This window comes from Bacillus sp. EU55, assembly GCF_038005925.1.
Taxonomy (GTDB): Bacteria; Bacillota; Bacilli; order Bacillales; family Bacillaceae; genus Bacillus; species Bacillus velezensis.
This window is the reverse complement of the sequence record NZ_JBBOUE010000001.1, coordinates 1,748,971-1,762,420: the sequence shown is the minus strand read 5'-3', so window position 1 is coordinate 1,762,420 and position 13,450 is coordinate 1,748,971. Positions and strand designations below refer to the sequence as shown.

The window sequence follows — 13,450 nt, the reverse complement described above, 5'->3', positions numbered from 1 at the left end:
ATCTGAAATTCACTATACTTTTTGTTTCGTTTTATATACATAAGCCAAAATTTCCGCAATGACTTTGAAAAACTCTTCCGGCACAGCCTGGTCAATGTCAACCTGATCATATAACGCACGCGCGAGCGGCCTGTTTTCAATCGTCATGACATCGTGTTCTTTGGCGATCTGCCTGATTTTTAATGCGAGATGGTCGACCCCTTTGGCAACAATGTAAGGGGCGTCCATTTTCTTTTCATCATATTTTAAAGCTATCGCATAATGGGTCGGGTTGGTAATGATGACATCCGCTTTCGGCACTTCCTGCATCATCCGCCTCATCGCCATTTCCCGCTGCTTCTGCTTAATTTTGGACTTGATTATCGGATCACCCTCCGATTTTTTGTATTCATCTTTTATATCCTGCTTTGACATTCTGATATTTTTCTCATAGTCAAAACGCTGATATAAATAATCAAGCCCGGCCAGCAGCATTAAAGCCCCTGATCCCGCAAGCCCCATCCAAAGCGTGAGCTTAGAAACGAAAGTGAGCACTTCCGCAGGCGTTAAAAGCGGAAGGCGAAGAATATCGCCATAATGAAGCCAGAGCACCATAAAGGCGGCAAAACCGACCACAGTAATCTTCAAAATGGATTTGACCAGTTCAACAATCGCCCTCATGCTGTAAATCCGCTTAAATCCTTTCAGCGGGCTGAGCTTATTCAAGTCAGGCTTGAGGACTTCCGCAGAAAACAGAAAACCCACCTGCATGTAATTGCTCACGACACCTGCCACAAGCGCGACCAGCATAATCGGCGCGAGGATGAGGCTGATATCTTTCACCGTATCCACGAACAGTTCATGCACGGCAGATGCTGACAGGTGTAATGTTATCGATTTCGTATAAAACGTTTTAATAAAGGACAGCAGCCTGTCCCGCATATAAGGACCGAGCGCGATCAGCGAAAGAAAGATAATCAGTAAAGAAACGGCTGTATTCACATCCGTACTTTTCGCGACCTGTCCTTTCTTTCTTGTATCCTTCCGTTTTTTCGGAGTGGCTTTCTCCGTTTTTTCACCGGCAAAGAATTGCAGATTCAGTCTGAGTCTCATCATGTCACACCGACCAATGCCAATAGATTCCGCATGGTTTCAACGGTAAGGCTGAAGATGTTGCGGACGACGACAAACATCACCGACATACAAACGATCAGCATAATAAAGCTCACGGCTATTTTCAGAGGAAGCCCGACAACGAAAACATTCAGCTGCGGCACCGTTCTCGCTACAATACCGAGCGCCAAATCAACTAAAAACAGACTGGCCACAACCGGCGCAGACATTTGAAAAGCGATAATAAACATGGCATTGAAGCTTTTTGCGATAAAAAGTCCAAACTGATCATTTCCAAACGACGGAAATGCCTGGTCAAGCGGGATATACTGAAAGCTGTAATAAATCCCGTCCAATAAAAGATAATGGGCGTTTACGCTGAGCATAAATAACAGCGCAAGCGTATAAACGAATTGTCCGATCAGCGGGCTTTGCGTTCCTGATTGCGGATCAATGACATTGGCGATGGAAAAGCCCATCTGAAAATCAATAAAGGAACCTGCTATCTGAATGGCTGTCATCATCATGAAAGCGATCAGCCCGAGGCTCAAGCCCACAACGGCCTCTTTTATGACAAGCAGCATATACTGTTCCCCTATTTCTATTTCCGGCGCATGTTTCAGCGTGCTGAAGCAGATCACCGAAAGAAAAAAAGCAAAGCCGATTCGGTGAACCGCCGGCAGATTCCGATGTCCGAACACCGGCACCGTTACAAAAAAAGCAGAGATTCTGATAAAGACCAATAAAAAAGCGGGAAATAAATCAATGATGGAATTCATTTGATTCTACCCTGCAAATCGGTTCAGATGAGAAAACAGATCAGTTGTGAACGAAAGAATCGTCGACAGCATCCAAGGACCGAAAAAGATCAGTCCAAGCATCACCGCCACGATTTTCGGAATGAACGCAAGCGTCTGTTCCTGTATTTGAGTTGTCGCTTGAAAGATACTGACGAGCAAACCGACGATCAGCGCGATCGCAAGCAGCGGCCCACTGATCATTAGTGTTACATATACGGCTTTTTCCGCCATGGAAATTACAAATTCTGAACTCACAATTAGCACCTACCCTAAAAGCTGTCAAGCAAAGATTTCACGATTAAATACCATCCATCGACCAAAACGAAAAGCAATATTTTAAAGGGCAGAGAGATCATAACCGGCGGAAGCATCATCATTCCCATTGACATTAAGACGCTCGCCACGACCATATCGATAATTAAAAACGGAATAAAAATCATAAAGCCCATTTGAAAAGCGGTTTTGAGTTCTGATATCGCATAAGCGGGCACCATCGTCGTCAAAGGAATATCCTGAATCGATTCAGGTTTTTTCATCTTGGCATAGTTCATAAACAGCGCCAGATCCTTCTGCCTTGTATGCTTGCTCATATACTCTTTAATCGGCTTCTCGGCTTTTGTATATGCTTCATCGAGACTGATTTTGTTGTCCATCAGCGGCGTTAAGGCTTCCTTATTAATCTCTGAAAAAGTCGGCGCCATAATAAAAAACGTCAAGAACAGCGCAAGGCCGATTAAAACCTGGTTCGGAGGCATGTTCTGCGTCGCCAGTGAGGTTCTCACAAAAGACAGAACGATGACGATTCTCGTAAAGCAGGTCATCAAAATCAGAATCCCCGGCGCTACTGAAAAGACAGTCAAAAGCAGCAGTAATTTAACAGTGGAGCTGACTTCGGTCGGACTGCTTGAATTAAAAAGATTAATGAATTCATTCATGATGATAAGGGCCTTTCTTCTTTCCTTCAGAACGGCTTTGTTTCAGCTCGTTCAGCTGTTCTTTCAGCGCTTTTGAAAACGACGGAAGCATCGTTTGCGGCTTTTTTTCTCCATCCTTACGCGGATTTACGAGCTTGATCCATTCCACTTTTGAAGACATCGACTCTTCGTATTGGCTCAGAATCGCCTCGCGCTCTTTTTCATCTTCAATTTCTTTTAAAAGCTGTATCGTTTCGCCCACACCGACTACGAGAACGCTGTTTCCCACTTTAATCAGCTGCACGGAACGGTTTTGGCCGACTGACGTTCCGCCGATATTTTCTACATATTGAAACGGCTTCAGCAGACGGTTTCTTCTATTCATCAGTTTGACAAATCCATAGATCAGCAGAATGACGAATAATAACGCCCCAATCATCTTTACAAAATCAAAAGCGGAGACAGAAGATGCAGAAGCATCCCCTATCTCTTGATCAGCCGTTTGTTTCGATGTATCGCTTTTTTTCTCTGTTTTGTTTGTTGATTGTTTGTCAAACCATTCGTTGACGGTGGAATTGTCAGACTCCGCCGCAAAAGCAGGGAACGGATGTACATTGAGTAAAACGAAACAACAAATCAAAGCTAGTAAACCATGACTCTTTTTCAACAGTCGTACACCCTTTAGCTTAATGTTTTATTAATGGCTTCAAGCACGCGGTCCGCTTGGAACGGTTTCACGATAAAGTCTTTTGCGCCGGCTTGAATCGCGTCAATAACCATTGACTGCTGGCCCATAGCCGAACACATGATGATTTTCGCCTGCGGATCGATTTGTTTAATTTCCTTTAAAGCTGTAATCCCGTCCATTTCAGGCATTGTAATATCCATTGTCACAAGGTCGGGGGAATGCTCTTTGAATTTTTCGACCGCCTGCGCTCCGTCTGAAGCTTCAGCTACAACGTCAAAACCGTTCTTCACTAAAATATCTTTGATCATCATTCTCATAAATGCTGCATCGTCTACAATTAAAATTCTGTGTGCCATAATCTGTTTCTCTCCTCTATGTTCGCTTATTTTAAATTGTTAAGGCGGTCTGCCTGACTTAAAATATCAGTGACTCTCACGCCGAAGTTTTCTTCTATGACGACGACCTCGCCTTTTGCCACGATCCGCTGGTTGACCAGGATGTCAACAGGTTCACCAGCCAGCTTGTCAAGCTCAATAATGCTTCCCGCAGAAAGTTCAAGGATTTCTTTGACGCTTCTCTTCGTTCTGCCGAGCTCAACCGTAACGGAAAGCGGAATATCCATCAGCATATCAAGGTTATTCCTTGATCCTTGCGCCGCTTCGTTTTGATCAAACGCCTGGAATTCCACCGGAGCGACTTGAACAGGAGCAGCTTTTTTGGCGGTTCCCTGTCTCTTCGGAAGCTCGGGTTTTGCCTGCGGCTCCGGCTGCATGGCAGGTTCCGGCTGCGGCGTTTCGTATGTTTCCTGTGGTTCTGATACGGTTTCTGCGGCCTCGGACTCATGCTGGTCCGCAGTCATTAGTTCTGCGATCAGATCTTTCGCAAACGTAATCGGATAAAGCTGCATGATGCTCGAATCGATTAATTCACCGACTTTCAGACGGAATGACACTTTTACGAGCAGGTCATCCTCAGGTATTCTGTCGGTCCCTTTTTCTTCCGTCACATCCAGAAGTTCAACCCTTGGCGGAGAAATGTCAATCTTTTTACTGAACACGGTCGACATTGACGTCGCAGCCGAGCCCATCATTTGATTCATTGCTTCCTGAACGGCGCTCAGGTGGATTTCACCGAGTGACGGATCGGCGCCCAGGCCGTCCCCGCCGATCATCAAATCCGCGATGATGGCCGCGTCGCTTTGTTCGACGACGAGCAAATTGCTGCCGTCAAAGCCTTCTGTGTAGTTCACTTCAATGGCAACATACGGATGAGGAAATTCATCACTGATTTTGCTTTTTGAAATGACGGTCACACTCGGCGTCGTAATGTCCACTTTTTGATTTAAAAGAGTGGACAGCGCCGTAGCCGAGCTGCCGAACGAAATATTCCCGATTTCTCCGATCGCATCGCGCTCAAGTTCAGACAAGTTCGCCTCTTGAGGCTGTTCTGTATCCTCTGATTGACTGCTTGTGCCGTTAAGAAGAGCATCGATTTCATCTTGAGATAATCTATTGTTCATCTTGTTCACCTCTTATGTCGTGATCTAAAATTTGCACTGCCTGTCTTCGATTCACCCGGCCGGCCTGCCCTAAAAACTTCGGTTTGTTTCCGACCAATACAGTAAGAGGATCAGTCACTGATTTGTCCAGAGTTATACAGTCCCCGACTTCCAAACTTAAAAATTCTTCTATTGTCAGTTCAGAAGCGCCCAAGAGAGCCACAACGGGAATTTGAGCCGTCATGATGCGCTTTTCAAGCAACTTCGTTTCTTCGGGCTTCGCTTCATTCCGGTCTGATTGCATCCAATAATGTACGGAAAGCTTAGGGATAATCGGCTCAAGTACGACATGGGGAATACAAAGATTAATGACACCGCTGATTTCACCTATCTGCGTATTGAGAGAAATGACAACGACTGTTTCATTTGGGGAAACCATCTGTACAAACTGAGGATTCACTTCAAATTCAGTCATTTCAGGGTCAATATCAGCAATCGATTGCCACGCTTCTTTGTAGTTGCCCAGTGCATTTTCAAATAAATTAGAAATAATATTCGTTTCAATTTCCGTAAGGCTGTCAGCTTTGTTATGAGTGATGCCGATGCCTCCCATGACGCGGTCAAGCATTGCGTATGCGATGGTGGGATTAACCTCCATCATGATTCTGCCTTCCATCGGATGGACATCGAATAAATTTAAAATCGTCATGTTCGGTATGGAACGGATAAATTCTTCATATGGCACCTGATCAACTGAGCTGACGGATATATGAATATACGTTCTGAGCTTGGCGGAAAAGTGTGTTGTGAGAAGCCTCGCAAAGTTATCATGTATCCGGGTTAAACTGCGTATCTGATCTTTCGAGAATCTGAGAGCCCGTTTAAAATCATATACCTTTACTTTTTTCTCTTTTACTTCCTTTTTAAGCTCTTCCGCATCCGCCTCACCCGTGGAAATGGCGGAAAGCAGTGCGTCTATTTCATTTTGGGAGAGAACTTCTCCTGACATTTTCTTCACCTCCGTATTCTGTCAAATTTGTTTTTATTGCAGATTAAAGGAGGTAATGTACACTTTCTGAACTTTTCCTTCTTGGAGATAGCTGTTTACTTTCTCTTTTAATGATTGTTTAAACGCTTCTCTTCCTTTATCTCCCTCAATCTCTCCGGCGCTTGTGTCGGCTAAAATGGAAATGATGTTGTCTTTCACCTGAAAATCGCGTTTTTCAAGTTCTTCCTTCGCTTTAGCCGAGTCGGTTTCAAGCTTGATGCCGATACGGATGATGCTGTCAGACTTTAAGTTTGTCGTAATATCGTCGACAGACACAGTGGCTGCAACGACTTCGTCAATTGTCGGCTTTTTATCTTTGACGGAATTTCCGCTGACGACAAAATATGCTGCCGTTCCGAGGCCGGCGATGACAATTAAAATAATCAGCAAAATGATGACTAATTTTTTCTTCATTCTTCTTCCTCTATTCCCTGATCCAGTGAAAATATTTGTATGCTATGGTAAAACGATATGACTTTTTTGAGAACTGCTTCTTCCGGTTCTTTCACTACGAACTTTTTGCCGTTGGACAGTGTAATCGTCGTGTCGGGGAAGCACTCAATCTGTTCGATAAACAGCGCGTTCAGCGTAAAAGGCTGGCCGTTTAAACGGGTGACTTGAATCATGCAATCCGGAGAAGCGGCTTAACCGCCTCTCCTCCCTCCTTACCGTTTCAGATTAACCAGCTCCTGAAGGATTTCATCTGAAGTCGTAATGATTTTTGAGTTTGATTGGAAACCCCGCTGAGCAACGATCATTTCGGTAAATTCATCTGTCAGATCTACGTTTGACATTTCAAGATAGCCTGCCAAAAGCTTACCCGTTCCGTTTTCGCCCGGCGTGGTGACTGCGCTCGCAGCTCCTGAACTTAATGATTCTCTGTAAAGGTTGCCTCCGATTTTTTCCAGACCGGCGCTGTTAGGGAACGTGACCAGACCGATTTGTCCGGCATCATGAACCTCATCCCCTGCATCAGTGTATGTAACGGTTCCGTCTGCACCGATGCTGTAATCTTTCGCATCAGTCGGAATATTGATTTTGCCGCCGCCGATTTTTTCAAGGTAGTACCCGTCAGTCGTAACAAGGTTCCCTTGATTGTCCTTTCCGAAATTCCCCGCACGTGTGTAAACAATTCCCGCACCTGTATTAATCTGAAAGTAGCCGTCTCCGTCAATGGCTAGGTCGGTTTTATTCTGTGTAGCCTGCGGGGCGCCGGTTGAATGAACGACATCAATGGAAGAAGTCGCGGCACCCAAGCCGATTTGTTTTGAATTGGTCACGTTTGAACCGCCGGCGACTGTCTGGCTGATCATATCTTTAAATGTAACGCGGCTTTTCTTAAATCCCACTGTGTTGACGTTGGCGATGTTATTGCCGATTACATCTAGTTTTGTCTGAAAGTTTTTCATGCCGCTGATACCGGAATATAATGAACGTAACATGTTAAATTCCCCCTGGGTTTCTTTTTATTTAGATGTTTCGCTGACGGCCGTGACATTCCACGGACTGACCTCTTTGCCATTTTCAAGCACGAGCACGTAATTGCCGTTTGAATGCTTGACTGAATTGACCGGGCTTGTCTGATCCTTCCCGTCGCTGTCGCTGAATGTAACATTTTTGCCGATCCAGTTCACATACATCGTAAACGGATCTTGATTTTCTACAAATTTAGTCATCGTCGTATTCATATTCATCATTTGCTCCAATGAAGAAAATGTCGCCATCTGGCTGATGAATTCTTTGTCATCAACCGGATTGAGCGGGTCCTGGTTTTGAACCTGTGTCATTAAGATCTTCAGGAATTCGTCTTTCCCTAAATTCGTGCTGCTGTTTACTGCGGAGGTGCTCTTCGCGCTTGAAGTGGCTGAAGCGCCCGCCGCGGCATAATCCGAGTTTACTGATGTCAACTATTCTTCCTCCATTTCATTGAGAGAAAGCTCCTCCAGCATATCTCCGAAATCGCCTGACTGCTGCTGGTTCTTCTGCTCTCTCTGTCCCTGATGCTGCTGTTTATTGTGATCGGCCGTCTGTCCGTAAACAGGCTGCTGATCCCCGCTTTGAAGCGGGACTGTAAAACGGTCGACTTGGACCGACATATTCGGAAGCGACTGTTTCAGCTGAGGAAGATGCTGTTCCAGCAGCTCTTTCGCAGACTGGCTGGATGCGATTATTTTGCTTTGAAACATCCCGTTTTCGTTTGTCACCTTAATTGTGACAAATCCGAGGTTCTCGGGATTAAGACGAATCGTAAAGCTTCCGGTTGTTTTCCCGAAAGGCGTGTATTTCATCTGTTTCCAGCCGCTGATGACCTGATCCGTTAACGGTTTATTTTCTGCCGGCTGCTGTTCAGCTCCTGCGGACGTTTGCTGAATGCCGGCAAGGCTTCTCGTTCCCGAAAACAGTATATGTGCAGACAATTTGCTGTCAGGCGCCTTTGCGTGAGAAACCGTGCCGCCGTTTTGCTGTTCTGTTTTCCCGGCTGACTCTTGGGATGATTCAGATGATTGAGATAACACAAAAGCTTTCAGCTCAGTTTCAGCCATATCCCAATCCTTTGTTCCCTTTTGAGAAAGGCCCGCAAGCTGCTCCGCGACGCTTTGAAAGCTCTTCAGCTCAGCGGCTGTCATGGAGTAAAGTTTAGATGCCGATTCGTTTTTCGGAAAAAATGTCTGCCGCAGGTCTTGAATCACGCGGTCCGGAACGCCTTGTTTTTTCAATGCCTCTAATAAACGGGCGCCTTCCTGGTAAACCGCCTTTGCCTGCGCGCTGTCAGGCAGTTCCTGCTGAGATGTGAAGAGCTGGGATACGGCTTCTTGAATGAACAGCAGCCCCTTCTCAAGCGCATCCTTGACGGAATCCCCGTCTTTTGCGGAAGAATCCGGCTCATCCGTTTCAGGCTTCCCCCCATGTTGTTTTCCCGCTAACATGTCTTCAACAGATTCGGCAAGCTGTTTCAATAAAGGAAGAGCTGTTTCAGCCGTCTGCTTTCCTTCAAGAGCTTTTACCGCTTCAAGCAGCTGTTTCAGCTGCAATTCTTTATCTTCCGGGCCGGCTTTCAGCCAATCACCGATTTTAGATAGGGCATCATTCAGCTCTGCGTCACTTGTTTTTGTTTCATCTCCGGGCTGCCGGGGAGAAGTGATTTCCGACAGGAGCCAGTTCTGAAATAGACCTAAGCTGTTTACATTCATCTTCACATTGCTGTTTTGCGCAGTCTGCGTACGATTACCCGTTAATTCAAGCAGCTTCAACTTACATCACTCCTTATTTCCGTCAGCGGATAGTTTTTCTGTATATTTAGCCGCTTGTTCAGGAGTCATTTTCGTCAAGATTTCAGCAAGCTGCTTTTTACTTAATCCGTTTAAAATATCGAGGGCTTCTTTTTCTTTCAGCTTTACGATAATGCTTGCCGCTTTACCGCTGTCCATACTTTTATAGATGTTGATCATTTTATCTTTTCCGGCTGAATCCGAAGCGTCTTTTTTCGTTTCATCCGTCTTTGTTTTCTGCTGCTGTTCAGCTTCCTGTTTCAGTGAACGGATTTTCTGATTCAGATTATCGATTTCGGACTTGCTTGTGTCTAAATCTTTATTCAAAATGTTAATTTCACTTTTTTGTTCCTTTATGGTCTTTTCAAGAGAAGCCGTTCTGTCTTCCTTCTGCTTTTCCGCCGCGCTTTTCATTTCTTTCGTTTCGGGAACCAATTCTTTTAAAACAGGCGTTTTAGCGGCTGTTTCCTGAATCGGCTTCATCACATCAACGCCGGCAGCCCAAAGGATGATGCTTGCGACGATGATCAGAAAAATCAGCGGGATCATGATAAAAAGCAGGATTGAACCGAACTTTCCAGATCTCTTTTCTTTATCGGCCATTTCATTCGCTCCTAATGCCCCTGAATCATAAACTGCTTGATTGAAATGTCGTCCATTTCCCTCATCTCTGCAGCTTTGTCTTCAAGTGCGAACATATTAAATTGTTTTTCCCGCATTTTTTCAAATTTCTTTACTTCAATGTTTTTTTCGGTGAGCTGTTCCTGCTTCTCATTCATTTCATTTCGTTTCATGATGACAAGCTTTTGATAATGATAGATGGTGTTCTCAAGATTGGAAACGAATTGCTGATAATGTCTCATTTCCTGAACGCTCATCCCGCATTTCAGCTTTGATTCTTTGTCTTTTTCGAGCAATTCTTTTTTGCTCATATTTTCATATAGTTTTTCAGCCACTGTCTCAAATTCAGAAACCGATTGTCTGTATTCAGTCAATGTTTGGTCTTTTTCATTTTCTTTTAATTCCAGCAGCTTTTGAAATCTGAATTGGTATGCCACGATGTTTATTCCTCTTTTCCTGTCAGACTCGTCAATGCCGCAATGCTGTCTTCCAATTGAGCAGGTTCTTCCGTTCCTTGTTTTAAAAATTGAATAAGCTGCGGATAAAACTGAATCGCTTCATCAATTTCTCTTGATGACCCTCTTTTGTAAGCTCCGATATTAATGAGATCTTCAGAGTTTTGATAAGTTGACAGAAGATCGCGGAATTTGTTGGCCGCCTCTATATGCGATGTGTCTGAAATATTAGACATGACCCTGCTGATGCTTTTCAGGATATTCACGGCCGGGAACTGCCCTTTGTTGGCAAGCGCCCGATCGAGAACGATATGCCCGTCTAATATTCCGCGCACCGTATCGGCAATCGGTTCGTTCATATCATCTCCGTCAACGAGAACCGTATAAAAAGCGGTTATCGTTCCTTGTTCATTCGCGCCCGTTCTTTCCAACAAACGGGGCAAAATAGCGAACACAGAAGGTGTATATCCTTTTGTTGTCGGCGGTTCCCCCGCTGCCAGGCCGATTTCCCGCTGAGCCATCGCGACCCTCGTGACGGAGTCCATCATGAACATCACATTCCGGCCTTTATCGCGGAAGTACTCTGCAATGGCGGTGGCCGTATATGCCGCTTTCAAACGCATTAAGGCAGGCTGATCAGAGGTCGCGACTACGACGATCGAGCGTTTCAGGCCTTCTTCACCTAAATCCTTCTCGATGAATTCACGCACCTCGCGCCCCCGTTCACCGACGAGTACGATAATGTTTAAATCAGCTTCAGTCTGCTTCGCGATCATTCCCATCAGGGTGCTTTTTCCGACTCCGCTTCCGGCAAAAATCCCGATTCTCTGCCCTTTTCCTACCGTCAGCAGACTGTCAATCGATCTGACGCCGACACCCATCTTTTCCCGTATCGGCGGGCGTTTCATCGGGTTTGGCGGCGGCTGTTCCGTCGAAACGGGGGACAAACCTTTCGGAAGCGCCCGGCCGTCAAGAGGTTCGCCGAACGCGTCGACAACTTGTCCGATTAAACCCGCGCCTACTTTGATGCGGAGCGACTCCCCAGTGGCCTCCACAATGCTGCCCGGCGCGATGCTGGCCGCTTCCAGATAAGGCATTAACAGAATGTTTTCATCCTGGAAGCCTACAACCTCAGCTTTAATCGCTTTTTTCGCATGGCCTTTCGGATAAATGAGACAAACATCTCCGATTGAGCTTTCGGGCCCTTTTGATTCAATCATCAGCCCGATGACCCGTTTAACCTTGCCGTAGCGCTTGTACGGATCCGCTGTTTCAATTGAGTCTATTAAATACTGTGTCTTCATTGCTCCGCTCCCGCCTCAAGCGCCGTTAAAAGTTTTTGCTTTAATTGCATCAGCTGGGTATCTATGCCTGCATCGACACGTCCGAACGGAGTTTCTATCGAGCACGTTCCCTTCGCGGCTTTTTCATCGGCATATAAGCTTAATCTGCATTCTTTGTATAACAGCTGCTGAATTTCGTCCATATGCTGATGAACCGTCTCATAATATTCAGGGTCCACATAGATGGAGATGTCATCATAATCTTTTACTTCGGCTACTACCTGTTTGACCAGCAGAAGGAAAGCCTCTTTATCCTCACTTTTTTGCCGCCATACTTTTTTAGCGAGCGCAACGGAAAGCTCAATGATTTCTTCCTCAGCGCTTTCCAGTTTTTCCTCGACTGACTGTCTCGCCATTTCCATAACGGCATTGGCCCGGCTGATGAGATTGGCGTATTCAGCTTGAGCCTCGGCTTTTCCCAATGCCATGCCTTCTTCATATCCTTCTGCCTTTGCTTCTTCTATCAATCTTTGTTTTTCTTCCGCCCAGCGGTGTTTCTCTTCTTCAATCTGACGAAGAGTGTGCTCAAATTGATTTTTCGCTTCTTCAGACACCCTGTCGGCTTCTGCTTTGGCAAAAGCCATGAGAGCCTCTGGATTTTCGGGTTCCTCCCGGTCTGGCTGGGAATGTGTTTTCCTGACTTCCTGCAAGGAAAGCTTGCGCCGTTTTTGTTCAGGAGAAAATGATGATTGCTGTTTAATGATATTAGACAATAATATCGTCTCCTCCGCCTCGCGCGATTACAATTTCACCGGCTTCTTCAAGCTTGCGGACGACGCCCACGATTCTTGATTGCGCCTCTTCCACATCACGCAAACGCACAGGCCCCATAATTTCCATTTCTTCTTTAAACGTTTCAACCATACGCTGTGACATATTGCTGAAGACGATCTCTTTGACTTCCTCGCTCGCAACCTTCAATGACAGCAGGAGGTCGTCATTTTCAACGTCTCTGATCACGCGCTGAATCGCACGGTTATCAAGGGTGACAATATCTTCAAAGACAAACATCCGTTTTTTGATTTCATCCGCCAATTCAGGATCTTGTATTTCTAATGAATCAAGGATCGTTTTTTCCGTTCCTCTGTCTACGCCGTTTAACACTTCAACAACGGCTTCTATGCCGCCTGTCTGCGTATAATCCTGCGTAAAGGAGGAGGACAGCTTTTGTTCAAGAACCCGCTCCACCTCATTTATGATTTCAGGAGACGTCCTGTCCATAACCGCAATCCTTCTCGCCACCTCAGCTTGAACGTCCGGGTTCAGCTCAGACAAAATCTGTCCGGCCTGCACCGGGTCAAGGTAGGATAAAATCAGTGCCATCGTTTGCGGATGTTCTTGCTGAATGAAATTCAAAATCTGTTCGGGCTCCGCTTTTCTTGCGAAGTCAAACGGCTTTACCTGCAATGAAGAGGTCAGCCTGTTTAAAATGCTTACCGCTTTGTCTTCTCCGAGCGCTTTTTCAAGCACTTGGCGGGCGTAATTTAAACCGCCTTGAGAAATATAATCCTGAGCGATTGCGATATTATGAAATTCTTCAATGATTTCATCTTTTCTCTGATGATCGACGCTTCTGACTCCCGAAATCTCGAGAGTCAATCTTTCAATTTCTTCTTCAGACAAATGCTTGTACACAGAGGCTGATACATCAAGACCTAAGGAAATCATGAGGATGGCTGCTTTTTGTTTTCCTGTAAGCTTGTTCTGATCACGTTTCGCCAT

At 45.5% G+C, this 13,450-nt stretch carries 18 protein-coding genes; all 18 read right to left on the bottom strand.

The window, feature by feature from the left end:
- Nucleotides 1-12: 12 nt before the first annotated feature.
- The 18 genes from flhB to fliG are packed head-to-tail and all read right to left on the bottom strand — an operon-like array spanning nucleotide 13 to nucleotide 13,450.
- Nucleotides 13-1,092 carry a flagellar biosynthesis protein FlhB gene (gene flhB / locus NYE50_RS09120; protein WP_014417776.1) on the bottom strand — a complete coding sequence of 360 codons (1,080 nt, stop codon included), beginning with the start codon at nucleotides 1,090-1,092 and terminating at the stop codon, nucleotides 13-15.
- Nucleotides 1,092-1,871 carry a flagellar biosynthetic protein FliR gene (gene fliR, locus NYE50_RS09115; protein WP_014417775.1) on the bottom strand — a complete coding sequence of 260 codons (780 nt, stop codon included), beginning with the start codon at nucleotides 1,869-1,871 and terminating at the stop codon, nucleotides 1,092-1,094. The genes flhB and fliR overlap by 1 nt, the downstream gene beginning before the upstream one ends.
- Nucleotides 1,872-1,877: 6 nt before the next feature.
- Complete coding sequence (gene fliQ, locus NYE50_RS09110) at nucleotides 1,878-2,147, bottom strand: flagellar biosynthesis protein FliQ (RefSeq protein ID WP_003154234.1); 270 nt, start codon at nucleotides 2,145-2,147, stop codon at nucleotides 1,878-1,880.
- A gap of 14 nt (nucleotides 2,148-2,161) precedes the next feature.
- Nucleotides 2,162-2,827, bottom strand: a complete 666-nt coding sequence (gene fliP, locus NYE50_RS09105) for a flagellar type III secretion system pore protein FliP (RefSeq protein ID WP_007409786.1) — start codon at nucleotides 2,825-2,827, stop codon at nucleotides 2,162-2,164.
- Complete coding sequence (gene fliZ / locus NYE50_RS09100) at nucleotides 2,820-3,473, bottom strand: flagella biosynthesis regulatory protein FliZ (protein ID WP_022553343.1); 654 nt, start codon at nucleotides 3,471-3,473, stop codon at nucleotides 2,820-2,822. Before fliZ ends, fliP begins: the two co-directional genes overlap by 8 nt.
- Nucleotides 3,474-3,487: 14 nt before the next feature.
- Entirely contained in the window at nucleotides 3,488-3,850 is a 363-nt protein-coding gene (gene cheY, locus NYE50_RS09095; protein WP_003154238.1) for a chemotaxis protein CheY, read from the bottom strand.
- 26 nt (nucleotides 3,851-3,876) lie between these two features.
- Nucleotides 3,877-5,013, bottom strand: coding sequence for a flagellar motor switch phosphatase FliY (gene fliY / locus NYE50_RS09090; protein WP_159354163.1), 1,137 nt, complete (start codon nucleotides 5,011-5,013; stop codon nucleotides 3,877-3,879).
- Nucleotides 5,003-6,001, bottom strand: a complete 999-nt coding sequence (fliM, locus tag NYE50_RS09085; RefSeq protein WP_003154240.1) for a flagellar motor switch protein FliM — start codon at nucleotides 5,999-6,001, stop codon at nucleotides 5,003-5,005. The genes fliY and fliM overlap by 11 nt, the downstream gene beginning before the upstream one ends.
- Nucleotides 6,002-6,034: 33 nt before the next feature.
- Entirely contained in the window at nucleotides 6,035-6,454 is a 420-nt protein-coding gene (fliL, locus tag NYE50_RS09080; protein ID WP_021493686.1) for a flagellar basal body-associated protein FliL, read from the bottom strand.
- Nucleotides 6,451-6,666, bottom strand: coding sequence for a flagellar FlbD family protein (locus NYE50_RS09075; RefSeq protein ID WP_003154243.1), 216 nt, complete (start codon nucleotides 6,664-6,666; stop codon nucleotides 6,451-6,453). The genes fliL and NYE50_RS09075 overlap by 4 nt, the downstream gene beginning before the upstream one ends.
- Before the next feature lie 39 nt (nucleotides 6,667-6,705).
- On the bottom strand, nucleotides 6,706-7,482 hold the full coding sequence (gene flgG, locus NYE50_RS09070) for a flagellar basal body rod protein FlgG (protein ID WP_007409783.1): 777 nt from the start codon (nucleotides 7,480-7,482) through the stop codon (nucleotides 6,706-6,708).
- A gap of 24 nt (nucleotides 7,483-7,506) precedes the next feature.
- Entirely contained in the window at nucleotides 7,507-7,947 is a 441-nt protein-coding gene (flgD, locus tag NYE50_RS09065; protein ID WP_029973465.1) for a flagellar hook assembly protein FlgD, read from the bottom strand.
- On the bottom strand, nucleotides 7,948-9,291 hold the full coding sequence (locus NYE50_RS09060; RefSeq protein WP_072177004.1) for a flagellar hook-length control protein FliK: 1,344 nt from the start codon (nucleotides 9,289-9,291) through the stop codon (nucleotides 7,948-7,950). It abuts the gene before it with no gap.
- A gap of 6 nt (nucleotides 9,292-9,297) precedes the next feature.
- Complete coding sequence (locus tag NYE50_RS09055) at nucleotides 9,298-9,912, bottom strand: MotE family protein (protein ID WP_015388236.1); 615 nt, start codon at nucleotides 9,910-9,912, stop codon at nucleotides 9,298-9,300.
- 11 nt (nucleotides 9,913-9,923) lie between these two features.
- Complete coding sequence (gene fliJ / locus NYE50_RS09050; protein WP_003154253.1) at nucleotides 9,924-10,367, bottom strand: flagellar export protein FliJ; 444 nt, start codon at nucleotides 10,365-10,367, stop codon at nucleotides 9,924-9,926.
- A gap of 5 nt (nucleotides 10,368-10,372) precedes the next feature.
- Nucleotides 10,373-11,689 (bottom strand): flagellar protein export ATPase FliI, encoded by a 1,317-nt coding sequence (gene fliI / locus NYE50_RS09045; protein WP_159354162.1) that lies wholly within the window; start codon nucleotides 11,687-11,689, stop codon nucleotides 10,373-10,375.
- Nucleotides 11,686-12,441: a flagellar assembly protein FliH gene (fliH, locus tag NYE50_RS09040; protein WP_224988038.1), complete on the bottom strand. Its 756-nt coding sequence runs from the start codon at nucleotides 12,439-12,441 to the stop codon at nucleotides 11,686-11,688. The genes fliI and fliH overlap by 4 nt, the downstream gene beginning before the upstream one ends.
- Nucleotides 12,434-13,450, bottom strand: a complete 1,017-nt coding sequence (gene fliG / locus NYE50_RS09035; protein ID WP_003154256.1) for a flagellar motor switch protein FliG — start codon at nucleotides 13,448-13,450, stop codon at nucleotides 12,434-12,436. Before fliG ends, fliH begins: the two co-directional genes overlap by 8 nt.